16 protein-coding genes are annotated in these 24,017 nt (G+C 44.6%); all 16 read left to right on the plus strand.

What is annotated here, in order from left to right:
* Position 1 precedes the first annotated feature (1 nt).
* Positions 2–382 carry a hypothetical protein gene (locus DBAC_RS19290; protein ID WP_015773448.1) on the plus strand — a complete coding sequence of 127 codons (381 nt, stop codon included), beginning with the start codon at positions 2–4 and terminating at the stop codon, positions 380–382.
* Positions 372–1,808, plus strand: a complete 1,437-nt coding sequence (locus tag DBAC_RS06350; protein WP_167320915.1) for a C1 family peptidase — start codon at positions 372–374, stop codon at positions 1,806–1,808. The genes DBAC_RS19290 and DBAC_RS06350 overlap by 11 nt, the downstream gene beginning before the upstream one ends.
* A 37-nt stretch (positions 1,809–1,845) precedes the next feature.
* A complete protein-coding gene (locus DBAC_RS18280; protein ID WP_015773450.1) occupies positions 1,846–3,513 on the plus strand; it encodes an SUMF1/EgtB/PvdO family nonheme iron enzyme in 1,668 nt (555 codons plus the stop codon).
* A gap of 319 nt (positions 3,514–3,832) precedes the next feature.
* On the plus strand, positions 3,833–8,893 hold the full coding sequence (locus DBAC_RS18775) for an NACHT domain-containing protein (protein ID WP_015773451.1): 5,061 nt from the start codon (positions 3,833–3,835) through the stop codon (positions 8,891–8,893).
* 256 nt (positions 8,894–9,149) lie between these two features.
* Complete coding sequence (locus DBAC_RS06365; RefSeq protein ID WP_015773453.1) at positions 9,150–10,529, plus strand: CCA tRNA nucleotidyltransferase; 1,380 nt, start codon at positions 9,150–9,152, stop codon at positions 10,527–10,529.
* An 83-nt stretch (positions 10,530–10,612) separates the two neighbouring features.
* Positions 10,613–11,251, plus strand: coding sequence for a class I SAM-dependent methyltransferase (locus DBAC_RS06370; protein WP_143890819.1), 639 nt, complete (start codon positions 10,613–10,615; stop codon positions 11,249–11,251).
* On the plus strand, positions 11,248–12,057 hold the full coding sequence (locus DBAC_RS18285; protein ID WP_015773455.1) for an RNA ligase family protein: 810 nt from the start codon (positions 11,248–11,250) through the stop codon (positions 12,055–12,057). The genes DBAC_RS06370 and DBAC_RS18285 overlap by 4 nt, the downstream gene beginning before the upstream one ends.
* Positions 12,050–13,180, plus strand: coding sequence for an AAA family ATPase (locus DBAC_RS18290; protein WP_015773456.1), 1,131 nt, complete (start codon positions 12,050–12,052; stop codon positions 13,178–13,180). The genes DBAC_RS18285 and DBAC_RS18290 overlap by 8 nt, the downstream gene beginning before the upstream one ends.
* A gap of 200 nt (positions 13,181–13,380) precedes the next feature.
* On the plus strand, positions 13,381–15,579 hold the full coding sequence (locus tag DBAC_RS06380) for an AAA family ATPase (protein WP_043810539.1): 2,199 nt from the start codon (positions 13,381–13,383) through the stop codon (positions 15,577–15,579).
* Between the two features lie 853 nt (positions 15,580–16,432).
* Positions 16,433–17,161, plus strand: a complete 729-nt coding sequence (locus DBAC_RS06385) for a hypothetical protein (RefSeq protein WP_015773459.1) — start codon at positions 16,433–16,435, stop codon at positions 17,159–17,161.
* A 36-nt stretch (positions 17,162–17,197) separates the two neighbouring features.
* Positions 17,198–18,028 carry a formylglycine-generating enzyme family protein gene (locus tag DBAC_RS17755; RefSeq protein ID WP_015773460.1) on the plus strand — a complete coding sequence of 277 codons (831 nt, stop codon included), beginning with the start codon at positions 17,198–17,200 and terminating at the stop codon, positions 18,026–18,028.
* 67 nt (positions 18,029–18,095) lie between these two features.
* Positions 18,096–18,860, plus strand: coding sequence for a formylglycine-generating enzyme family protein (locus DBAC_RS18295; protein WP_015773461.1), 765 nt, complete (start codon positions 18,096–18,098; stop codon positions 18,858–18,860).
* 31 nt (positions 18,861–18,891) lie between these two features.
* Positions 18,892–21,459: an AAA family ATPase gene (locus DBAC_RS06395; RefSeq protein WP_015773462.1), complete on the plus strand. Its 2,568-nt coding sequence runs from the start codon at positions 18,892–18,894 to the stop codon at positions 21,457–21,459.
* Entirely contained in the window at positions 21,456–23,255 is a 1,800-nt protein-coding gene (locus tag DBAC_RS06400; protein ID WP_015773463.1) for a cobaltochelatase CobT-related protein, read from the plus strand. The genes DBAC_RS06395 and DBAC_RS06400 overlap by 4 nt, the downstream gene beginning before the upstream one ends.
* 41 nt (positions 23,256–23,296) lie before the next feature.
* Positions 23,297–23,539: a hypothetical protein gene (locus DBAC_RS06405; protein WP_015773464.1), complete on the plus strand. Its 243-nt coding sequence runs from the start codon at positions 23,297–23,299 to the stop codon at positions 23,537–23,539.
* 11 nt (positions 23,540–23,550) lie between these two features.
* Positions 23,551–23,973: an NIF family HAD-type phosphatase gene (locus DBAC_RS06410; RefSeq protein WP_218915597.1), complete on the plus strand. Its 423-nt coding sequence runs from the start codon at positions 23,551–23,553 to the stop codon at positions 23,971–23,973.
* The last annotated feature ends 44 nt before the right edge of the window (positions 23,974–24,017 follow it).

Below are 24,017 nucleotides of genomic sequence, written 5' to 3' on the forward strand. Positions count from 1 at the left end.
CATGACTGATTGGGGAATTTCACTGCAAGATGCTCATTTGACTGGCAGCGAGCAAGAGTACTTTCAGGGAAAGTGGGGCATCCGCACTTTGGAAGGGCTTGTGTCATTCCTTCGTACTGAAGGCGTCATGTTTGAGGTCATGGAAGATCTGGGGATGGATGCGGCACAGTTCGCCGATACGCGGCAGCGACTCGAATCTCAGCTGCCGCTGCAAACCTTGAAGCATATTGATGAGCAGGGAAAGTTCACGCCTTTTCTTGGGGCGCTTTTCGTCGAAAGCGTTGAATGTGAGAATCGGGCGGAAAGCCTTGAAACGGGCACAGAGGACATGGATCCGAGCCAAGCGCACGAATCTGATGCCGTGGAGACGGATGATGATTGATATTCGCTCACTACCGGGTGTTCCCAGTGATATCTTGATGGGCTTGGGGCTGCTTGGTTTAAAGACCGTGGAGGGGTTTCTTTCGCTCATGCAGATCCATGAAAGCCGCGAGGCTTTCAAGAAAATGGTCGGTTTGAGCGAAAGTGCACTGGGGCGCAGCATTCAGCAGCTTCGCGAGCATCTTCCGAAAAGCTGCGGGGCCATGCACCCATCGCCTGTAATGCCGGTTCAGCTTGGTTTGAGCTGGGGCCATGTTGAGGCGTCATATCCTGCAAACTATTTTGGATCGATGGCCCATGATTCTTCCGAGGAAGAAGTCGATCTCATTCCTCAGTTGCCACCTGTTCGTAATCAGGGGCGGCGCGGAACTTGTGTCGCTTTTGCCGCTACGGCCGCCTTCGAACATGAAATGCGCAGGAATGGCCTGTTCGGAATAGGAAATGTCCTCGCGTTCACGCGTACGAGAAGCGGGCGCAAAATTTTCCGTAGATTTGATGATGAAACCAAGATGCTTTCGCCGCAGTTTTTGTACTGGGCCTGCAAAAGCGCGGACGGGGTTGATGGCCCAGGGACGATGATCTCAACAGCCATGGAATGCTTGCATGATCGTGGATGTTGTCCGGAAAAAGACTGGCCATATTCCCCTGATTCGCAGTGGGGAAATGAAGGACAGGGGCCACCGCCGTTTGGCGCCGAGGAATCTGCGAGGAAGCGACGTATTGCGCAATATGATGAACTGACGAGCTTCGGCTCCGTCCCCCTTCAGCATATGAAGCGATTGCTGGCACAAGGTCATTTGCTGGTATTTGGCGTGCCCGTGTTTCCAAGCTGGGGAAATATCGAAACCCAGCAGACAGGACGAGTGATCATGCCCATCTCCGGAGAGCAATCTCTCGGTGGCCATGCGCTGTGTCTCTGCGGGTATAGAGACGATGGTTCTTGCCCGGGAGGTGGGGTATTTTACTTCAGAAATTCATGGGGCGAAGAATGGGCTTCCCAGAATATCAGAGGAAGAGGGTACGGCGAAATGCCATACGCATACATGCAGATGTATGCCAGGGATGTTTATTCGATGAGGTGCGAGGCAACAGGTCTGCTGAATTTCCCTGTAGCTGCCGTCCGAGCGGCGATTGAGCCTGGAGTCGCTTTTATTAAGTCCGCGGCTATGGTCATGCTGACAGTGGCAATCATGAGCATGGGCTCCCTTGTTGCCTGGCAATTCGGTCGGGCGGTTCAGTTGCCGACGGCCGAACCTCAGATGGATACGCAGCAGCCCGTTGAGCAGGTATATTCAGCTGCTATGGAGCCAAAGGAAGAAGGCACAAGTTCGGAAGATAGAGTGTTAGAAAACGAAGAAATGTTGTCAACGAACAATGTTTATATCCTTAATATTCTTGAAGACGTAAAGAATATATTGAATAGGTGAATTTTCTTTCACTTAAATTATTACGTGTGGGGTCGTTATGGCACTATTTGCTGTTGGATCAAAAATTTTTAAAGATTATACGTGTAAATTTTTTGTTGGGTCAGGAATTTATGGTGAATTATATCATGTCCTAAGCTCTTCTGGAGCTCCGTATGCGCTCAAAGTTTATTATGATGATGTATTATTGATGAATGAGTGTGTAGCTGTTCAAGATTTATCTTTGTGCGTGAATAAGCATTTAGTAAAAATACATGATTTTGATTATACAGTAGATGGATATTTTTGTGTATTAACTGAATTTATTGAGAAGAATTTTGTAAGCATTGTCAGTGATTCTCCTTGTGATGAAGGGGTTGCATTCGATTATTTTCAGCAACTGATGGAGTGCTTAGATGTTTTAGATTTTTATAACATTCCACATGGTCATATAAAACCATCGAATATATTTATCAAAGATTCATTGATGATAGTTGGTGATTATGGTACATCAAGATATTGTGCGCTGTATAATAATGAGTATTTGTCTTGTCTGCCTGAGTTTGGGTATATGTGCCCAAGTAGTATTGGGTGTCGCTGTGGGCGATGGTCCGACCGTTGGTCTGTCGCTGTAATTTTTTATAAATTACTGACGGGCCACTTTCCGTTCCATGCTGGATCTTTTGTTAATAATAAACTTTCTGATATAAATATTGATTATGTATTAAATAAAGTAACAAAAAAATACAGAGAAATATTTGAGCATTTTTTTAGATTTTATTCTGATATAGAATCACATTGTAAGAATGAATATGATGTAAAAAAAATTATTTCAGCACATAGTATGCGATTCAATAAAGAGCAGTGTCGTAACGTTAAAACAATTTATGAATACGATAGTCAATCAAATATTATTCTGGGCCGCATAAATCCTGAACTTGGAGAAAGTATTGTAGAGCCGATATTGGGAATGCGTTTTGTATGGATTCCTGCTGGGGCATTCGTTATGGGCGGTAATGATGACCCGGAAAGTTGTGAATTCGAAGAACCTGTCCACCAAGTTGTTTTGAGTAAAGGTTTTTGGATGGGTATCTATGCGGTTACCCAGAAACAATGGAAGGGACTGGTGGCTTCTCATCCGTCTTTTGTTCAAGATGATATCCGACCGGTTACAAACATCTCGTGGTATGATGCTCAAGAGTTTGCGCGCACGTTTACTGAGTGCTCGAAAGGTGTGAAATTTGCTTTGCCTACTGAGGCGCAGTGGGAGTATGCATGTAGAGCAGGGACAATTACTCCATACTATTGGGGCGATGAGGCGGAGTGCTGGCTAGCTAATTATGGTAATGGGCTTACTCAAGAGTGCAGAAATCGTAATCCTGGGGTATCTTCTCCCGTTGGGTGCTATCCGCCCAATCCTTGGAAGCTATATGATATGTGCGGAAATGTCTGGGAATGGTGCCAAGATTATGCTGGTCGCTATGGGGCTACAATACAGATTGATCCCTGTCTTTTGCAACGCTCAGAAAGCGCTTTTCAGGTTCCCTCAAGGTATTCATCACTCTGGTTTCCAGAGCGATCCGTCATCCATGACCCGCGTATATGTCGTGGAGGGTGCAATTTTGATTATTCTAATGCCTTGAGGTCCTCGGCACGTGGTGTCGCTTCAGCACAAGAAGGCAGAATCAATCTCGGATTTCGTTTGGTAATGACTGTTGACGAGAGTTAAGAGGATGTTTGTTGGGTTTGTGTATATGGAACATGTTGATCGAGGCGCTGAGCGATAGTCAGTGGTAGAAACATGTCTCCGTCAAGCCCAAGAGGCCCTGAAAGCGGTGCAACAGGTTCTAAATTTCAACCAGTTGCCTTATCAGTGTCGGGCCTTTTGGGCTTTTTGTCGTGAAGGAATTTAATAAATTGAAATTTCAGGTTTTTTTAAATATCACACGTCATCGAAAGACGTAGTGAAGTTTGTTGTGATGAGAATTAATGGCTTTGGATAGTTCGTTTTGTACTTTGTTCAGTATATGCGAAAGAAAGAGGTTTTTATGTCTGATTCTGGTATATTCAAGTTTGATGATGAAAAGTATCGCTATATTCCTGGGCCACTATTCACTATAGTCAAGGAATTTCACATTGAAGAGAATGTTTTTAAAAAAGCTCATCGTCTTATAAATCTCTTTGAGTGGATATATAAATGGCATTCTGTATTGGTAGTATCAGATTTAATGCGTGGAAATAAAATTGCTGAAGATATGAAGTTGTTTTTATCTCAAGTTCTCAGAGAGCCTTCTATGGGTAATTGGTATTATATTTTCGACTATGCTCTCGAAGAAATGAGCGCATTTTCAATTGCTTGGGTCAATCTTGAAACCTTGAGAGCTAAACATAAGCGCCATAGTATTGTCAGCTTTCGTAATAAATACGCCCATGGAGCGATGCCTGACGATGATGAGTGTATTTTAGACTGCAAGGAGTATTATCCGGTTTTGCAGGACCTCTTAGATAGCAAAATGATGAAGGATCTAAGATTGCTGGTCGGTCATTCAGGATCAACCATTATGCTTTTGGGTCCTGATGAAATTTCCGTCGAAAAAGATGTGCCCTCTGGCCAAGCCGCAGTCCTTCTGCCAGATGGACAGTTGCTCGATATATGGCCGTTAGGCGTGTACCAAGAAGATCCTCTAGGGATTAAAGGTAAAGGTTTTTACTTTTTCAATTCCATTCGCCAAAAAAAGGAGGCGATTGAGCAACTCAGCTACGAATTGCCTTCTCTTAGGAGAAACACAAATTTCTGGCGGCCATTTCTAAAGGTCTTTCCGCTGAAGGACTGGGGTCAGTTGCCTGGTTGGGATTTTGAGAATTTTCGATCAAACATCGAGCAACTCACAGAGAACTTCAAAGGAAGAGAGTTGGAGCAACGGGAGATCAAGGACTTCATGCTCAATGGCCATGGCACGTTCATGGTGTGGGGTGGTCCCGGCATAGGCAAAAGTGCCCTCGTTGCTAAGGCGTTAAAAGTTGTCCGCGCTGAAAGCTCTAAAACGTCATCGCCTAGCAACGTAATTATAATAGAGTATTTTATAGAGCGCTCAAGTTTTTACGCAAGTGTTACCGAATATTTGAGATATGTTAATAAAAAGCTTGATAAGTATTACAAAATAAAAGGGATCCCCATAGGAAATGATGAATCAGAAATGAGAATGAGATTAGAAGAGCGGTTGAATAGAATAGAAAATAAGATCAATAATGAAATGGTGCTTCTGGTAGTGGACGGATTGGATGAGTGCCCTGAAATCCGAAATTATATTCCTAAATCCCGTTATTGGCTCAATGTTTTGATTCTTTCAAGGGAGATAGTAGAGGTTAAAGATTGGTGGCGAACACACGACAGGGAAAATAAGAGCGAAAAGAATTTAGAGAAATTATCAGATAATGAGATAATTTCACTTTTGTATGATGTTGTCGATAAATACCAGAAAGGGTTCAATAAAGAGTACGTATTTGAGGTATGTCGTCGATCAGAAGGCAATCCTTTATATTTGAAACTGCTTTGTGATCAGATTTATGATCATGGAGGGATGGTTGAGTCGATAGATAAGATTCCAACAAGTTTGACAGATCTTTATGCTTCTACTTTAAAGCGGATAAGTCAGCAACAAGGGGGCGCAGTAGCGCTAAATGTTCTGCGGATTTTGGCTGTAGCTAAAGATGCACTTTCTGTAAACATGATTCGTTTGATTTTGAGTCATAATAATAAAATACATATTGACACACAGGAGATCATTAACGGAATTGATTTGTGTCGTGAGTTGTTATTTGAAAAATTTGAGAAAAATATTAAAGAATATAAGTTTTTTCACGATTCATTGCGAAGTTGGATAGAAATAACTTATCATAATGAAAAATTAATGTTTTCCGGGTTATTAGCATGGTTATGCAGAAATTGGAGAGAATTTTCTGATTATGAGGCTAAAGTTTATTGTTTTAAGTTTGCCGCCGAGCATTTGTATGATGTAGGTGATGAAGATGGAATGTGGGAACTAATAAATGATAAAGAGTATTTTTCTGAACAGTTAAAATATTGTGAAAATTTTAATCTAGAGTCTATTACATTAAAAAATGCAGTCACATTATATGAAAATTCAAATAGAGCATTGTCTTTGTCAAGATTTCTCTATGCAGCGATGAGGCTTCGTCGAGTTATAAGAGATTCAGAGGGGAGATTGTTTAGCAAAGCAAAACAATATTTGTTTTTGAATTTATCTAATATAGATTTAGACGAAATAAAAAGTATTTTATTTGATGACGATTATATAAATAATCCAGTTTTTTTAAATATATTTCTTCATGTTTTGGATAAAGAATGTAGTAATTATATTAACAAAATTGTTTTTGATAATCATAAAATTATACTAATGATTGAAGAAGTGTTTAAAATATACAATGTTTCAACTATTGATCTCAGATTTATAAGTAATAATTTTTGTGTGTCTCTTATAGATAAAATTTATTATATATTTAAAAGTAGTAATATAAATTTAGCTTTTGATTTTTCAGTTTTACTTATAAGAGCATATCCTTCATTAACAAAGAAGTTAATACGTATTACTATCAGCAAAAAAGATTCATGCTATTATGACTATTTTATTTTACTTTTAAAATTTGTTCAAGAACATGATTCAACTGAATTAAAAGATGTTTTGTTTTTATTGGTTTTTAAGTGTGATATGGTGCATATTAAAAAACTAATTTTAAATAATATTTTAACAAAATATATATCATACTGCAAACAAGAGTATGAAATTAATCATTTGTTAATTACTTTAGTTAAAAGGATGTCTCGTGAGGGAATGTTTAGAGAATCTTTATCAGTGATCTCTCATGTTCATGAAGAAGCATTAATAAAAAAACTTGTATTTATTGTTCTTCAGAACATGATCATTGATGGGCGATTTGAAGAAAACAATTATTGTATCGAAAGTTATATGGAGTATTTGAGTGAAGATGATATTATTTCTTTGGAGTTTATGAATCTGTATTTTTCTAAATCTCCTAGATTAAACTTTAAAAAAATATATAATATTAAAAATTCAGCTGTATTAGCATTTACATTGGCAAATATTGCTATTTTAACTTTAGAAAATAATATAAATGATTTTTCACCTGATTTTGTCTTTAACATTGAAGATAGTAGTATACAATTTTGTGTTTTGAAGTGGTGTGTTATTACATGCTCTATGAACAATTTATTTCAAATGTCTATTTCGCTTATAGATCAATATAGTTCTTGTCAAAAAGGAAACAGTTCTTTTTTAGTGGAAATATTAAGCCATTGGATATCTCGATGCGACAATTTCTTAGAATTAGAAATATTTATTCAAACTATTGATCTTGCTTTAAGAAGTGTTGACAAAAATATATCAATAATAATGATTGATATAGCGTGTGGATTGTCTTTTTCTGGACACATAGATTACGTATCTAAATGTCTTGATGAGTTTTATTTAGGTTATAAATATGCCACTGATGATTGGATAAAAGTTAGTTTTTATAAAAAACTTTCATATATTGACACTTTATATCCAAATAATGATAAAGTTTTATATTGTATAAATCTTGTTAGAAATGATATAGAAACTTGGTCAATAATACATGGTATTTTATCTGATCATCATTATTTTAATCTTATGTATACGAATATGAAGTTAGATGAGTATTGGGTTATTTTAGACTATTGCAGGAGAATTTCTTGGAATAGTGATGCTGAAGATATGTTTGTGAATGACTATTTATTTAATATTTTGCCTGAGGATAGTCAGAAGTTATATTATATTGACAATATTTATAAGTTATTCAGGCTTGGTGAGGGATATCCTAGTCAGGACTGTTTAGTCGAAATAGCAGGTCGTGTGTATGATCTAAATGATCATGATAAAGCAATTGAGTATATAAAAATGATTGAATGCCGTGATTTGGCGGTAGCTACGACTACTTCTTTGCTGTGGCAAACGCCTTTAGATCATAGTATTTATAATGAATTATTAAATTTATTAAGAGGTTTTATTTATAATAGAGATAGCGAGCGTGTGTTGCGAGGGTATTCTATATTACTTGATTCACTCGTCGAGAAAGGATTCTATCAAATTTCTGTTAAAATTTTTTTTAATTGTTTAAAGGTTATTAGTGATGAACGAGATATATATAAAATATATGATTTATTTTGTATAATTATAATTCCTTTTGTCAAGATGCATAAAAAGTATCAAAATCATTCTTTTAGTGGGCATTTTTTTAAATTACTTTCAAATATTAAGACTTCTAATAATGTAAAATTTGATATATTTGCGTGCTTAATAATAAATTTCAAACAACTTAATATGTTAAGTTTAAATTTTTTTTCTTTTTTAGATGGTGTATTAAATTGTGATTTGTTTAAGACTTGGAATTATTTGCATTGTGCTATTTGGTGCGCTGATGTTAATTATAGATCGCTTTCGTTATATTACTTTAGAAAGGCTTACTCGAAAGAGTTTTTAATTTTATCTGAATATCGAAATGCCGTTGATATTTTTAACACTAAATGTATTATTGTTATTGAGATGGCAAGGTGTGGTTTTTATTACGAATCTAATAACTATTTTACATCATTATACTCTTGGTCTGTTTTGCATGGATACGAAAATTCTGTTTATTTTGGTTACTTGTCACATGTTTTCAGTACAGAAAATATTGCTTTTCATAATAAATTTGAATTTAGTTATGAAAATAAAAAATATAAATTTTTGTCCAGACTGACATGTTCGTTAAATGAAGACAAGATATATTGTTTAAATAATATTTTAAAATTAGTTATTTTCAATAAACTTGATGAATTTTACATTGAATGCGATACTAATCAAAATAATTTAAAACAATTATTTGTGCGTAATCAAGAGCATGTAAATAATGAAGCAGAGATTTTTAGTTCATGCTCAAATTATTCCTATGATTATGATTTTATATTTGAAAAAATTTGTTTTTATGCATCTAAAATTATTATGAATGATAATATAGAAAGTATTTGTGATATTATTAAATTATTAAAAGATTATAAAACATCTCTTTAGGTATAATCATGTAAAATTTGATTTTATAAATTTTCTTAAAATTAATTACTGTTATTATTTTTTTTGATCCATTCCATAAGTGAAGTGCGATTTCTCTTCTTATGGTGTCAATATATATCTTTAATAGCTCTGTAAAAACTGTCCGTTCGTCACCGTATATACTCATCGAGACTCCTGTCACGGGTTTCTTTTTTCTGCTAGCGAACAAAATTTTGTCATCAACACCTACTATTTTTCAGACCAAGGTATCCAGACCATGAACACAGTGCCTTTTTTCCTCGAACGTCTGAACGAATCCTTCCAAAACAAGGCTTTCTTTGTCGGCGGATGCGTCCGCGACAAATTTTTTGGATATGATTCAAAGGATATCGATATTGAAGTCTATGGACACGATTTTGATGCCATTTGTGAAGTGGTAAAAGGCATCCCTGTGGTTCAGGATGTTTTCGAGTGTGGGAAGAGCTTCAATGTCGTGAAGGTCCGGCTGATCTGTGGCGCTGATCTGGATATTGCGGTGCCTCGTCGAGAAGTTTCCACTGGTGGTGGTCATAAGGATTATGTGATTCTGCCGGATCCATCCATGAGCCCAGAAGAGGCTTCAGCTCGCAGGGATTTCAGCATGAATGCCTTGATGGAAACTTTTGATGGTGAGATCATCGATTTCCATAACGGCGTTCAGGACCTGAAAACGCAACGTCTTCGTGCTATCGGGAACTCATTTCTTGATGACCCGTTGCGTGTCCTCCGAGGCATGCAATTTGCCGGCAGGTTTGGCCTGAGAGTTGAGGAGCATACTGCCTATCTTTGTGCGCTTATTTCAGGCCGCGTCCTTGCCATGTCCAAGGAGCGGATTTGGGGTGAGTGGGAGAAGCTGCTGTCGAAGTCAGATAAGCCGTCATTCGGCATCCAGTTTCTCGAGGATACGGGAGCTATCGTTCTCTATCCGGAATTGTCCGCTCTTGATGGTCTGCGTCAGGACCCGACACATCATCCGGAAGGGTGTGTCCTTACTCATACGAAGATGGTGCTGGACGAAGGGGCGCGTATCGCGCTCAAAGAGAATCTCGAACATCAAAGCAGGGTGATTCTTCTTCTGGCATGCATTTGTCATGACTTCGGCAAGGCTCTGACCACTACCATGGTTGATGGCCGGATCTCGTGCCATGGGCATGCTGAAGCTGGATCAGAAATGACCGCGGCCTTCCTGGATTCGATCGGGGCGCCAGCGGCCCTTCGTGAGCCTGTGAGTCAGCTTTGTCAGCACCACATGGATTTGATTTCTGGGGATGTCACAGCAAAGCAGGTTCGCAAGCTTGCGAACAAGATCAATCGATCGAGCAGCCTTGGTCTACTTAAACATCTCATCGTTGCCGATAATCTGGGGCGAGGTAGCGCGTCCAGGTATCCAGCGGTTGTGGACGAGATGATGGAGTTGGCCAAGGCTGAAGATGTTACCAACACGGCTCCGAAACCGCTTCTCCAGGGTAGAGACCTTGTCCGGATGGGACTGAAGCAGGGCCCAATGTTTGGCAGGATTCTCAACGATGTCTATGAGAAGCAGCTTGATGGGCAAATTTGCTCGCTTGATGAAGCTGTAGAGTATGTCGCAAAAGGTTTGGAAAATAATCAGTATTGATACATCCGCCATGGTTGAAGGATTTCAACCATGGCGGATTTCTTTTTCGAATCAAGTCACAACAAGTGGGGCGTAGTGTTTATATGCATGAAGAAAAATATTATTGGGATTTTTTAAAAGCATATATCCTAGGAAAATTTCCTGAATCACAATTTTTTTCGGATGAACAGATTGTAAGTAAAGGACGCGATGAAGATTTAAAATTGTATCATTTCAAAAGAAAAGAAATTTTGCCGAGAGTGCACCATGTTATAGGAATGCTGAAAAGTATGTTTCCTGCAACACTGCTTGACGTAGGCTCTGGACGCGGAACTTTTCTTTGGCCTCTCCTAGAAGCGTTGCCTGATCTTGAAGTGACTTCTATCGATCTCAATGAAGATGCGATTCGTGTTTGCCAAGATGTTCATGCCGGAGGGATGAGGCGGTTGAGGGGGCGACTCATGGACGCACGCAGCCTCGATTTCGATTCCGGCTCATTCGATGGAGTGACACTTTTGGAGGTCCTGGAACATATGGAGAATCCTGAAGATGCCGTGGCTGAGGCCTGCCGTGTATCCAGAAGTTTTGTTATAGTCAGTGTTCCATCAAAGCCCGATGACAATCCGGAGCATATTCATCTGTTTGACCAAGAGATGATTCGAAGCATGTTTGCTCGGTGCAGTGTCAGGAATATCCGGTTTGAACATATCCGGGAGCATATGATAGCCATGGTGACAAAATGAGTGATATTCCACTGATAATAAAATATCCTCGTACCAATCATCTGGAAGGTTCTCGATTTCAGGCCGGTGATGATGAATTGGAAACGATTCCTTTCGCACATATCGCTGGTAAAAATATGGTCATTGAAGAGAAGGTTGATGGCGCGAACGCAGCAATTCGATTCGCTGCTGACGGGACGCTGCTTTTGCAAAGCAGGGGGCATTTTTTATCGGGCGGTCCAAGAGAAAAACAATTTTCGCTGTTTAAGAAGTGGGCTGTGTGCCACCAATATTCATTGTATGATATTTTAGGAAGTCGCTATATTCTTTATGGTGAGTGGTTATATGCTAAGCATACTATATACTATGACTTGCTTCCGCACTACTTTCTAGAATTTGATATTTTTGACACTCAAGAAAGAATATTTCTATCTACTGATTTAAGAAGTAAGATAACAGCGTCTTCAAAATTGTGCTCTGTGCCTGTTTTAAAAAGTGGTGTGATAGATTGTAAAAATGATCTTCTTGCTCTTGTAGGAGCGTCTCAATTCAGAAGTGGTTCCTATCAAAATTCAGATAGTGGCGGAAGAAAAGGCGGTAGCTCTGATTCAAGTCCTCATGGGTTAGCTGGAAAGCTTTGCTGCTCTGACAGGATGATGGAGGGTATATACATAAAGATTGAAGAGAATGGCCAAGTAGTCGATCGATTAAAGTATGTTCGTGGTGAATTCTGTAATAATGTCGCAGTTTCAGAAAATAGTTGGGTCAAACAACCAATAATTCCTAATCAGCTCATGCCGGGGGTGGACATTTTTGCCCATGTTTAATTTGAAAAAAGTGATTCCAGATCAGTCGGACTGGACTATTCGGTGGGATAAAGTGTGTTCCGAATTTCCTGAACTGTCTGCGCTGCGCGGTTGTCCTCAATCAGATCGGTATCATGGGGAAGGTGATGTTTGGGAGCACACTAAGATGGTTTGCGAATCTTTGGTTGCTCTGAGCGAGTGGAGATCCCTCCGTCCGGATGACAGAGAGAATTTGTTTCTTGCTGCCCTGCTGCACGATATTGGGAAGCCTGGTACGACTAAAGATGATGATGGGGTTATTACCGCTCGAAAACATGCTCAACGTGGTGCGATTCTTGCGCGAAATTACCTTTGGGAGCGTGACGTTCCTCTGACGCGGCGTGAGTTGATCGTGCAGCTCGTATTGTTTCATCAAGCACCATTGCATTTAATGAGGATGAATAATGCTGAAAAACTTGTGCTGAGAATCAGTTGCTCCGTTCGTTGTGACCACTTGGCGCTGCTCGCCCGGGCAGATTGTCTTGGGAGGATAGCAATGGATCGGGAAAAGATATTTGATGGTCTGGATATGTTCGTCGAGTATTGTTCTGACTTGAATTGCTTGAACTCCGCTTTCCCATTTCCTTCAGAGCACACCCGTTTTAAATATTTCTCGGAAGAGAATAGATCGCCCGTTGTCGATGTTTTTAATGATACCTCGTTTGAGGTGACTTTGCTTTCCGGGTTGCCAGGGGCAGGTAAGGACTACTGGATAAGGTATAATTCATGTGGACTGCCGGTGATTTCCCTGGATGAGATTCGGAAGGAACTGAAAATAGACCCGTCTGAATCTCAGGGGCGAGTTGTGAATCATGCTCGTGATCTGGCAAAGATATTTCTTCGAAAAAAAGAACCATTCATCTGGAATGCGACAAATGTTACACGTGAAATGAGAAGCAGATGTATTAGTTTATTCTCTGCTTATAATGCTAGAATTCGTGTCGTATATATAGAATCAAGTTTTAAAAATATTTATTTGCAAAATGAATCTAGGGATGCTGTTGTTCCGAAACGTGTAATTGATAAATTGAGGATGAAATGGGAGTTACCAGAAATTGTTGAGTCACATCAGTTAGAATTTTTTGAAAACAAAAAGATGTCATGATTTTTCAGATCAGATACTTCATACAACTGCATTGATCCAGTCATAAGTTCTACGAATTTTCCTTATCTTCTCAAATCTCCTCTTTCATCACCGTAATAATGACCTGAAGAGCCCGTTCATCATATGGGCCTTGCGCATGGACCTGTAGGTTTGTGCGGCCTCAGGAAATGAGAACGAATCATCCCCATCTGCGAGGAGTTATGCAAGGTTTTTATCTTAATCAAAAGGGTGTTCGCCCAACAGACAATACTCCAGAGAGTCGATATGCCAGGTTGCAAGCTGCTCAATGGATAACGAGGCTATTGGACAGAAACATTGAACTCAGCGATGCATTTTTTGAATGCGTGGAGTGGTGCTGTGGTGGTTTGGATTTCTGTGTGCAGGCCCTCGGCAAAGAGATTCTCAAACCAGGAGGGACACGGAGTGCGGAAATACTATCTCGTCACTACGAAGAGCTGCTGGAAGTTACTCCTAGCAGGCGCAGCGGTGCGTTTGGAGATTTTGTCGACACGCATCCCGAATATTCGAGATTTCTATCCCACCTCATTCAAGACCAATGTCGAGCCATTTCTCGTGTTAGTAGAAAGAAACCTCGTGCCTTTGCACGTGCCGCTGAGCATCTTCAGTATATTTTCGGTCTTGATGAAGAGAGTATCGATTTTTGCGAATTTTTGTTCATGAACAGGGCATTCAGGTCTGTTGAGCGGTATTTTGAAGATGACCTCAAGGTGTTCGGTTTTGGAGCCACGGATTTCATGGCCCATATGCTCGGCATGTCAACATCGAAATGTCGACAGATTATTCAGCAATTAATCAACCTTGGAGTTGCTGAAAACAGGAACGGTTGCGTGGTGCTCACCGATTCCATCAAGGATTTTTGGGATGAGGCCGATCCAAGAAAAATATCGGAGTCTTTTTGCGCCCCCTTGAAAGGAGAAGTCCTGCCCTTGGAGTGCTTCAATATTCCTGAAGAATATATTGCTCATGTGCAGGATCTTTTGCAGCAACCAGGCGACAGTCCCGTCCACATACTCCTTTACGGTGCTCCAGGGACAGGCAAAACCACTTTCGCGCGCAGTCTCGCCGCCGCTTCTGGGCTTTCTGCGTGGGCAGTGAACGCTCCGCAAAATGCAGACCACGACCGACGGGCTCAACTCATGGCGGGAGTTGGCGTCGTTTCACGGCATGAAAAAGCTTTCTTGCTGGTGGATGAAGCCGAGCGGCTTCTTGATTGTGACATGTTTGCTGCTTTCAGGCAGAATACAACGGATAAGGCCTGGTTGAACAGTTTTATGGAAAAGCCCGGCCAGCGCATCATCTGGATAACGAACCACGTGCACCATCTGGAAGAGGCGGTACTTCGACGCTTCCATTTTAGCATCCAGTTTGAACCGCTGGGACGAAAAGAACGTATCCGTATGTGGCGACAGATACTGGAGCGTTATGGGGTGCTGAACCGAGTTGATGAGAGTTCCCTTAAGGAGTTGGCGCGGACCTACGATGTTCCGGCATCGGTCATCGAGATGGCCGTCGACCAGGCGAAGAGCTTGTGTAAGCGCAAGCAAAAGGGCTTTGTCCAAGCTCTTAAGCGGGTTGTAGCGTCCTATGCACTTTTGAAAGCAGGTGGAGAAAAGCCGCGCAGGAAGAAAACCGTGGCTTCAAATTATGACCCTAAAGGCGTAACGCTGGAAGGCTCAGTCCAAGAACTCGAAAAGAAGCTCGTGCGAGGAGATTCGCTGCTGCGCCGGGGAGAGGATATTGGCGCGGGAGCGTTTACAATGCTGTTTTACGGGCCTCCAGGAACTGGCAAAACCGCCCTTGCCAGATACCTGGCTGACAAGCTCGACCGTGAGTGCATGGTGGTCCGCGCCAGCGATCTCCTGGCTCCATATGTGGGCATGACCGAGAGGCTTATTGCCAAAGCTTTTGCTGACGCTGAGCGAGAGGGCGCGGTGCTTGTCATCGATGAAGCCGACAGTTTCCTGTTCTCGCGCGATATGGCGACACACTCCTGGGAAACCACGCAAGTCAATGAATTCCTGACCGCACTTGAGGAGTGCCGGGGTATTTGCGTCTGCACGACGAACAGACGGGATCTGATGGATCCGGCTGTAATGCGCAGGTTCAGCCATAAGGTCAGTTTTGGTTATGCCAAGTTTGAGCAGGCGAAAGCGCTGTATTCGTCGATGCTCGCTCCAATGGTTGGGACAACGCTACCGGCCACTCTCGAGGCCAGCCTCGCACTCATGAAGAAGCTTACCCCTGGAGATTTTCATGCTGTTCGAGCCCAGATGCGTCATGCGGAGGAGACCGTGACCCACGAGGATCTCATCCGCGCTTTGAAGCGGGAGCAGGAGTTGAAGCTAGACTCCCAGGGAGGAGGAATGGGGTTCATATAGGGTGTCAGGGCACGGAGAAATTTTCGTATTTTTTAGTTCATTGTCAGTTTTTGTCTTTCGTCACCGTAATCCACTTTCAGAAAGGCTGAACATCGTCTCGATAACTGGGAGGCTGCCGGCGAGGCAGTTTGGCAGACAGACCAGATTAGATCTTCGGTGCGAATTGGCTGGGTTGCATGATTGAAACTGAATGAACAAAGGAGATTTTTCCATGCAGATCTACAAAAGACAGATTGAGCTTTATGATATGCCGGTGCCCTGCCGGAAAACTTCGGATCACTCAATTCTTTAGGGCTTGCCTTCAAGTCAGCGACTTCTCCCTGAATATCTTAAGAATCCCATAAAGCCATAAGAGCCCCAGCAGGAATGCCGGGGCTTTTGTCATGGCCTTCTGGCCTGGGTTCGACGGGCCGAATCGAAGCCGGTCGCCAATTGGCGCATCACCCACTTTTTCAAGAAGGCTGTCGAGTACACACCCTCTATTAGAAATCCTTGAGCGGAGCATTGACCAGCATGGAGAGGCATTTGCCGTAAAACTTTCATCGTTGGCGACACACGCACACCAATGCGAGCCTTGAAGGTTTCAATAGCCTGTTCCAGGCAGCCAGAGCCAAGGATACCTGATCGTGGAGAAATTTCACCACCGTGGTCTACCTGAATGCACGATTCAGGTCGTGGTGACGTCATGAATTCCACATCAAACAACGAAGACCCCTTCTTTCCTCCCACACTTTTCCACCAAAACTTCATTCGATTTCAAAAATAATCATTTTGCCACCGTAATCTCTCCTGTGAAGGCCATCAGCACCAACGCAATGTTGAAATGTCATGCGGCAAGCCGTCAGGAGGCACCATGGAAGGAAGAGGGAATACCGAAACAATCTGGGCTCGCATCGAGTCCTGCGTCGAAAAGGCGTTTGACAGCAATGACGCGCTGGTCAGGCAGTGCCTGAAGCAGTGGCGTGATGATGCCGCGGATTTGCGGGAATACGTCCGGCTTTCGTCGATCGTCCACCATATTGAGTCAGATGAAGTTATCGAAGCTGTCATCGATTATTTCATTTCCGGTGTTCGTGAACGGATCCAATCATTGCGATTTCAAGCTGCGATGAATGAGCGTTTGGAGCGGCTTACCCTGATCAGGGTGAAACTCGGCGTTGTCGAGGGCTGCCTGCTCCGGGATACCGAGGAGCAACGTCTGGTGCCCGAAGCTCTGTCTGTGGTTCGGGTTACGAAATCGGCTAACGGTGCGGCTTATGCCAAATTGATCGATGCTGTGATGGAATTTGTCTGCCTCAGCGAATATGAGCAACGGCATTTCGTCTGGCCTGTGGTCTTTGGAGAGGATCTTGCCGAGTTTCCGCAGGAGCTTTCAAAGTTTTTGCTTTGTCAGGGAAAATGCGGACGGGATTTCGTCTTGAAGATTTGCAAAGAGCCCCGGGTCGCTCGGCTTGTCAGATCCGATGAGGACATGCCGCGACCTTTGCTGAGGCTGGCCGCCATGGTGCTCGATGTGGGCAATTCTGGCGCCATAGAGAATGAGTGGCAGTCCGATTTCGTAACCACACAGATCAGACAATAACGCGCCAAGAAACTCGGCGTGTCATCGAGGTACGCTATGCATCCTGTTTCACTTCTTCCTACTCCGGGGATGGATTGGGTCGAACCCATGACGCGGATGGAGTTCGTCTGGATTGCTCCTGGAGCCTTCAATATGGGCGCCTCGCCGGGTGATCTCGCTGGGCCGGAATACGAGCGGCCTTGCCACACGGTATGCATCGACCACGGCTATTGGATCGGGCGCAACCTGGTGACAAATCGCGCATACCGACTTTTCCGCCCCGGGCATGACGCGGTTGAGACGCTGCGTCGCCAGTACCCCGATTACGACCTGTCGCATCTGGAGCGCAAGGAGTTTGACAGACCCATGCAGCCCGTCGTGCGTGTCGATTGGGATGATGCCGAGGCCTTTCTGGATTGGCTGAGCCTTCTTCATGACATGCGCATTCGCTTCGCTCTGCCGACGGAAGAGCAGTGGGAGTACGCCTGTCGAGCCGGCACGTCCTCGCCGTGGCCATGGGGATATGGAATTGAATGCTATCATGCAAATTTCGGAAATGGCGCCATAGAGGAGAGGTGCAAAGGATTCAATCCTGGCATGACGAGCGATGTCGGATCGTATGATCCTAATGCTTGGGGAATTTATGACATGTGCGGCAACGTAGCGGAGATGTGCCGGGACATCTATGTGGATTACGCTGAAAAGGAACGTAGGAGCGATAGGATGTCCCTTGGCCTGGAGCTTGTTGACGCTACGAACACCTCGCGAGTTGTGCGGAACGGCGGATGGAATGCTTCAGGATCCAGGCTCAGAAGTTCTCACAGATTCAAGGCGTATTCGCATCTTTCCAGACTGGATCTTGGATTTCGAGCATGTATCAACTCTTGATGTCATGTAGTGCAACTACAATAAATAATTTCAGTTTGCGAAATGATATGTGCAAAAGGATCCCTGCGTGAATGTAAATTCAAGAAAAAGAAACATCAGGAATGTCAAGTCATGGACTGAGCCAATTACAGGTATGGATTTCATTTGGGTCTCTGCCGGCAGTTTCTGGATGGGAGCGCAGCAGTCAGATGCTGACGCGACGTGGGTAGAGATGCCTCGTCACAAAGTGACGCTGACTAGGGAATACTGGATTGGAAAATATCCAGTCACTCAGTTTCAATGGAAGCGGATTATGGGCAGAAACCCTTCTTTTTTTAAAGGAGTCAGCCTGCCAGTGGAAAGAGTTTCCTGGGAAGATTGTCAGGAATTTTTGGCAAAGCTCAATCGGCGAAGCTCAGGACAGTTTTTTTCTCTGCCAACCGAAGCCCAGTGGGAATATGCGTGCAGAGCCGGAACACAGACCAGGTATTCCTGGGGAGATGAAAGCGATTGCGAGAAAGCGAATTATGGCAAGTTCGAAGTAAGTTTTGAACTTCTTTTCTATGACTGTGGCGGCCAAAATCCCGGAAGAACATCTCCAGTTGGAAAGTACCCTCCCAATGCTTGGGAGATATGCGACATGCATGGGAATGTTTGGGAGTGGTGTGAAGACACGTTCGAAGAATACTCAACGCGGGAACTAGTTGATCCGGTCTATTCCGGAGGAACTGATCGAGTTTGCAGAGGAGGCGGGTGGGGTAGTTCGCAAAGCGCGGTACGGTCTTCATTTCGAGACTGGGCAGAATGCGACCAGCGATCGGCGGATCTTGGATTTCGCATAGTTTTCCGATGACGTAGGCAATACTTTTTAAAGGAGTAAGGAAATGAAGGTTTCACTTCATATTGATAGTCCCGCGATTCTGTTCGCGATTTCTGAAGATCTTCAGGCCACTTTGGCGGCCTCGGTCAGCATTGGTCAACACATGCCTGGCGAATCGTGTCTCATGACGCATTCAGAGGTGGACGCGGCGTTTGTCTCGCAATTCTACGGGGTGATTTCGCCGATGAAGGTGAAGCATGTGGTCGATGACGGTCTTTCCCCCCTGGAGGTGCGACTCATCCTGAACGTGGAGGAAGGTCTCAGGCAAACGAGCTTGGGCATCAGTTCGGACAACCCTGCACTCATCGACGAATTGACCACTTCATGTCTTGGGCCTCTCGGCGTGGTCGCGGGTGCCCCATCGCTGCGCGTAGTCTCGGAGAACACGATTACGGCTCAGCATGACAATGTTGCGGTTCAGACCATCCAATGGTGGCTTAAACGCCGTGGCATAGTCACGCGACTTTCGCAGTCATTTTTCTCAGAATCTGGCCTGGCCATCAAGGAATATCGTCCCGAATACGCGGATATTCGCCCGCGCATGCCATTGACGATACACACTGACAACATGCTTGCGGGTCAGGCATTGCTGGAACTTCTGGAACAGTCCGGATTTCTTGTTGCAGGAGTCGTACACAAGGATTTCGGGGACCAGGGGGACGATCGGCTTGGAGTGAAAAGCCCCTGGTTCGGATTGGAGAGCTCGAGACGTGAAAAAGTGGATCTTGCCAACGTCATCAGCCAGTTCGCCCGGGACCACGGAATCCAGCTTGACGCCTACCCCGTTACGCTCGAGCACGAATTATCGAGTAACACCATGTCGGACGTTTTTCTGCCTTTCGATGCATGCAGGGATCGGCGAATGTGCGCATACGGCGGACCGTATCCTGATCGCCTGAGCGCGCGTATCGAAACCGACAGTCCTGAAGCCGGCAAGCGGCTTGAAAGACGTCTGCAAGCTCTGGGGATAAGAAAAATCAAGGTTGCCAACATCGATGAAGATGATCTGAAGAAGGGGCACTGCCTCTATGCGGGCGAACTTCCTCTTTTTTCGACAATCAAGGAGCAGATTTGTCTGGAAATCAGAGAAGAGCTGGATTCCATGAGCGGCCATGCGTTTCCCATTCGTTCTCGGGACAATACTGTCAGCTCGGACGACATGGTGATTCGCTTTCCCGCCATTGGTATCGAGGACGGAACGCTGCTTGAATTCATGAGCTCTCCCAGACACTTCAACCTCACGGTCCGGTGTGAGGACAAGAATGGCTGGAAGGACTGCATCAATGAGCTGCAAGGGATGGGCTTTGCGCAGTTTGGCGTCAAGACGGAAGAGAACTCGGAGAAACTGCTGAAATACGGCATGGCCTCAGAAGGGGTGCGCAAGCTGGTGGGCGAAGTGGTCGCCAGGCATGGAGTACCGGACCTTCGCGAAGAGAAGGCCTGGGACGATGACGATAATGACCTGTGGGTCTATTTGCCTATGAAGGCGGAAGGCGTCGAGGCAAAACAGCAGAAAGAGCTGGCGCTGCAAAAAAACGATACGCAATTGTATTGGGAACAGGAGCGTTTGGCGGGAGTCAGGGCGCTGGTCATCGGCCTGAGAGAGACGCGTGTCCCCTGCGATAGCCGTTGGGCGCATCTGGTACCGCATAAGGAGCAGTTTCGCCATTATTGCCTGACGAATCGCACCCTGGGGATCATGCGTTACGTCCTGAAACGCGTGGAAATGGGGGAGCCCTGCCTGCTGGAGGGTGGCGCGGCAACCTCGAAGACGTCCGCAATTCTGTTCCTTGCGGCCATGCTCGGACAGCCGGTCGTCAGGATCAATCTTAACGGGCAGACGGATACGGGAGAGCTGATCGGAAAATTCGTCCCCGATACGGAAAGCAAGCAGGGTATGGGATGGAAGTGGCAGGAAGGCATCTCCCTGGCCATGCGCCACGGGTTCTGGGTCGTACTCGACGAAATGAACCTTGCTGATCCGCAGGTGCTGGAGCGCCTGAATTCGGTTCTTGAAATGCCTCCGTCTTTGGTGATCAGCGAGTATGACAATTCGGTTGTCGGAGGGGGCGCTTGTCCCGTGCATCCGAACTTTCGGATACTGGCTACAATGAATCCTCCGAGTTTTGTCGGAAGAAACCAGCTCTCCAGGGCTTATGAGAGCAGATGGGTCGGGACACTCCGCATTCCTGACCCCGAGGAGGCCGAATACTGCCAGATCCTCAAGACCGCAATATTCGGTGGGTTGCGTTGGGGTTATGCCCATCTTGATGATGCGAGGAAAGCCCCTGCATGTGCATCACTGCAAGCTTTGCCGAACATCGAGCAAGTTTGCCATGACCTTGGGAAATTCCATCACTTGGTGGCGAGAGGGGAAAAGGATAAAGGAGCAGTCAGTCTGAGGAAGCTGCTGGCATTGGCTCATTATCTGGTGGGTGCCGACCCTGCGTCGTTTCGAAGCAGGATTCGCGATGGTATTTTCGACTATTATATCGGGTCCGCCCGGTCTCCGGAGGATTCGCAAGCCATAAGTCTGCTCGCGAAAAGCTGCAATTTGCAGGAGGTCGCATGACGGAAGACAATAGGCGATTTCGCACTCTTCAGTTTCTCTTGCGGGCGGTCTGCGATGCTTTGGATATTTCATTAAAAATTGGAGATAATTGGCATTTCAGCCCAGATGATCGTTCCATTTATGTTTCTTCCAAAAGTATTATGCAGAATAATATTTTTGAAAACGCATGGATACTTATGCACGAAATCGGACATGTGGAGATATCAAGATATCATAAATTCTGTCCTAGTCTTGAACAAAAGTTTCCATGGCACAGATTTTTCAATAGCCTTGAAGAGGAAAGAGTCAATCGTTGGATGATCAATTTGTATCCACCAATGAAAGACTGGTATGATCATGACTTGAAGTCGATGCATTCTGATGTGAGTGAAGCTTATCCTTTGCTGAGACAGTTTCATTATGGGTGTTTTGCATTTTGGGGAGGGATGAGCTTGGACTCATTTTGTCCTGATGTTGCGCAAGCATTGATTGCTACGCAAGAGCCAAGAGCAAAATATATAACTACAGTTCCGAAAATATTCGCTGATGTGTCGAAGAGTCGCGATAAAGTTGAGAATAATTCTCAGTTGATGGAGTCTGAAGTAATGTCTTCCGCGCGAAGCGCATTCGACTTGGCGCTGACTGAGATATTCCCTGCCGCGCTTAAACTGTTTTCGTTGGACTTGGCCAAGTTTCATACTTTTATGAGGTCTAGGGCTGGATTGTGGAACAAAAGGGAGCGGCTTTCGCAGGCCCTTTCTGCTCATGGAAGTCTGGGACTTGTTCGCAGAAGCAAAGACTCTGAAATTGACGAGAAGGTTCAACAAGGCAAGGAATGCGATCCGCATGTGTTGCAAATATATCTCAAATCATTCGACATGAATTTGGGTCATGGCCTGAATGCAGGGGAAGCGCGTGGCCATGGCGGGTTGTCAAAGCCAATCTGGTCTTCAACAAGGGGCGTGCATCCCTTTGCCCGAAAGGCAGGGGATGTCCCGGATTACGTAAGAACCGTGCAGGCGCTGGAGCCGCAAATAGAATCGCTGAGACAGGATCTCGGAAAATTGATCCGGCGGAGCATGAATAAACTCTCAGGCCGTTTTTCCTCGGGGCCGAAGGTTGATCTGAGGGCGGCCATGCAGTTTGAAGCCGACGCGCGGAGTTATGACCGTCTTTGGAAGCGTAGGCGGGACATGGGCGGGAATACAAATTCGGCCTTCCTGCTTCTTGTGGATCTATCTGGGTCGATGGCCGGTTCGAAAATCGACGTCGCTTTCCAGGGCGCCATTCTGATGGTCGAAACCCTTGCGAGGATTGGGGTTCCCGTTGCGGTTTACGGGTTTCAGGACTGTCTGCTGAGATTTAAAGGCTTTGAAGATGGGGCTCGATCTACGATTTCTGAAATGTTCATCAAGATGTTTCAGGAGGTAGAGGGCAACTGCCCCGGCGGAAACAATAAGCCTATATACAATGATGACGGACCTTGTCTGCTGGATGCCGCCAAGCTCATCGGGGCGTTGCCCGTGCAGCAGAAGGTGCTGATTGTAATCAGTGATGGGCATCCCGAAGGCAGGCAATCGAATTCGGATGATCTGCACCGTGCAGTAAAGATGGTATCCAAGGATCCTTCGATCAATTTGATAGGCATAGGTCTTGGGCCAAATACAGAGCATGTCCGGCAGTACTATCCTGACGCAGTGGCAAATGTCGAAACGGAGGAACTCTCCGCAGTGCTCGGGCGATGCCTGCGGCATCATTTGGGTGGGAGCAATGAGATTCAGAGTCGTGAAGTTGTCATAGAAGAAACACTTTTCTGATACTGGTGCTTCACAATATTGACGAGCTGGAGGAATTTAGAATGACCGACGGCGATAAGGCGAAGATGGTAAATATTAAAGAAAAAATCCGGCAGCTTATCAGTGATCGGGATTATTTGCGGATGCTGCTGGATCAGGTGAGTCATTTGGACTTCGGGTTTGAAGACATTCAGAAGGCTTATGCTGAAGTCCTGGGTGAGATCATTCGACTTGACGAGCAGTTGCGGGGGATGTCCGGTCCTGACTCTGATGGGAGCCAGTTATCCGATGTCCGAAGGGAGTGATGATAGATAGGATGGACGTGATCGCCTTGGATCTTGAGGGCACCCTCATCTCCGACGCAGAGAGCCAGCGCCCAAGGCCGGGGCTGCGGAAATTCTTGGTCGCTTGCAAGAAGATGGCAGGCAGGGTGGTCATGTTCACTGCCGTCAAGGAGGACCGGTTTCGGGCGGTAGCGCGTTCACTGGTCAACAGGAGATATGTCCCACCCTGGTTTGAAAACATGGAGTATATTTCATGGAGTGGTTTCAAGAAAGATTTGCGATTCATTCCTCGCGCAAATCCAGAGCTGGCTGTGTTGGTTGATGACTATCCTGATTTCGTGTTGTCCGAACAGGTGCATCGATGGATCAAGGTTGAGTCATTTCAGTCACCGTATAGTTGTTATGATACAGAGTTAAGTCGGGTATTGAAAATTTTGGAGCAAATGAATGAGTAGATATACGGAATTTCTTCAAAGATATATTGTTGTCATAAACACGC

It is taken from the genome of Desulfomicrobium baculatum DSM 4028 (assembly GCF_000023225.1).
Lineage (GTDB): Bacteria > Desulfobacterota > Desulfovibrionia > Desulfovibrionales > Desulfomicrobiaceae > Desulfomicrobium > Desulfomicrobium baculatum.

Coding starts and splice junctions, on each gene's coding strand:
- DBAC_RS19290 (WP_015773448.1), top strand. CDS start 2: ATGACTGATTGGGGAATTTCACTGCAAGATGCTCATTTGACTGGCAGC.
- DBAC_RS06350 (WP_167320915.1), top strand. CDS start 372: ATGATGATTGATATTCGCTCACTACCGGGTGTTCCCAGTGATATCTTG.
- DBAC_RS18280 (WP_015773450.1), top strand. CDS start 1,846: ATGGCACTATTTGCTGTTGGATCAAAAATTTTTAAAGATTATACGTGT.
- DBAC_RS18775 (WP_015773451.1), top strand. CDS start 3,833: ATGTCTGATTCTGGTATATTCAAGTTTGATGATGAAAAGTATCGCTAT.
- DBAC_RS06365 (WP_015773453.1), top strand. CDS start 9,150: ATGAACACAGTGCCTTTTTTCCTCGAACGTCTGAACGAATCCTTCCAA.
- DBAC_RS06370 (WP_143890819.1), top strand. CDS start 10,613: ATGCATGAAGAAAAATATTATTGGGATTTTTTAAAAGCATATATCCTA.
- DBAC_RS18285 (WP_015773455.1), top strand. CDS start 11,248: ATGAGTGATATTCCACTGATAATAAAATATCCTCGTACCAATCATCTG.
- DBAC_RS18290 (WP_015773456.1), top strand. CDS start 12,050: ATGTTTAATTTGAAAAAAGTGATTCCAGATCAGTCGGACTGGACTATT.
- DBAC_RS06380 (WP_043810539.1), top strand. CDS start 13,381: ATGCAAGGTTTTTATCTTAATCAAAAGGGTGTTCGCCCAACAGACAAT.
- DBAC_RS06385 (WP_015773459.1), top strand. CDS start 16,433: ATGGAAGGAAGAGGGAATACCGAAACAATCTGGGCTCGCATCGAGTCC.
- DBAC_RS17755 (WP_015773460.1), top strand. CDS start 17,198: ATGCATCCTGTTTCACTTCTTCCTACTCCGGGGATGGATTGGGTCGAA.
- DBAC_RS06395 (WP_015773462.1), top strand. CDS start 18,892: ATGAAGGTTTCACTTCATATTGATAGTCCCGCGATTCTGTTCGCGATT.
- DBAC_RS06400 (WP_015773463.1), top strand. CDS start 21,456: ATGACGGAAGACAATAGGCGATTTCGCACTCTTCAGTTTCTCTTGCGG.
- DBAC_RS06405 (WP_015773464.1), top strand. CDS start 23,297: ATGACCGACGGCGATAAGGCGAAGATGGTAAATATTAAAGAAAAAATC.
- DBAC_RS06410 (WP_218915597.1), top strand. CDS start 23,551: ATGGACGTGATCGCCTTGGATCTTGAGGGCACCCTCATCTCCGACGCA.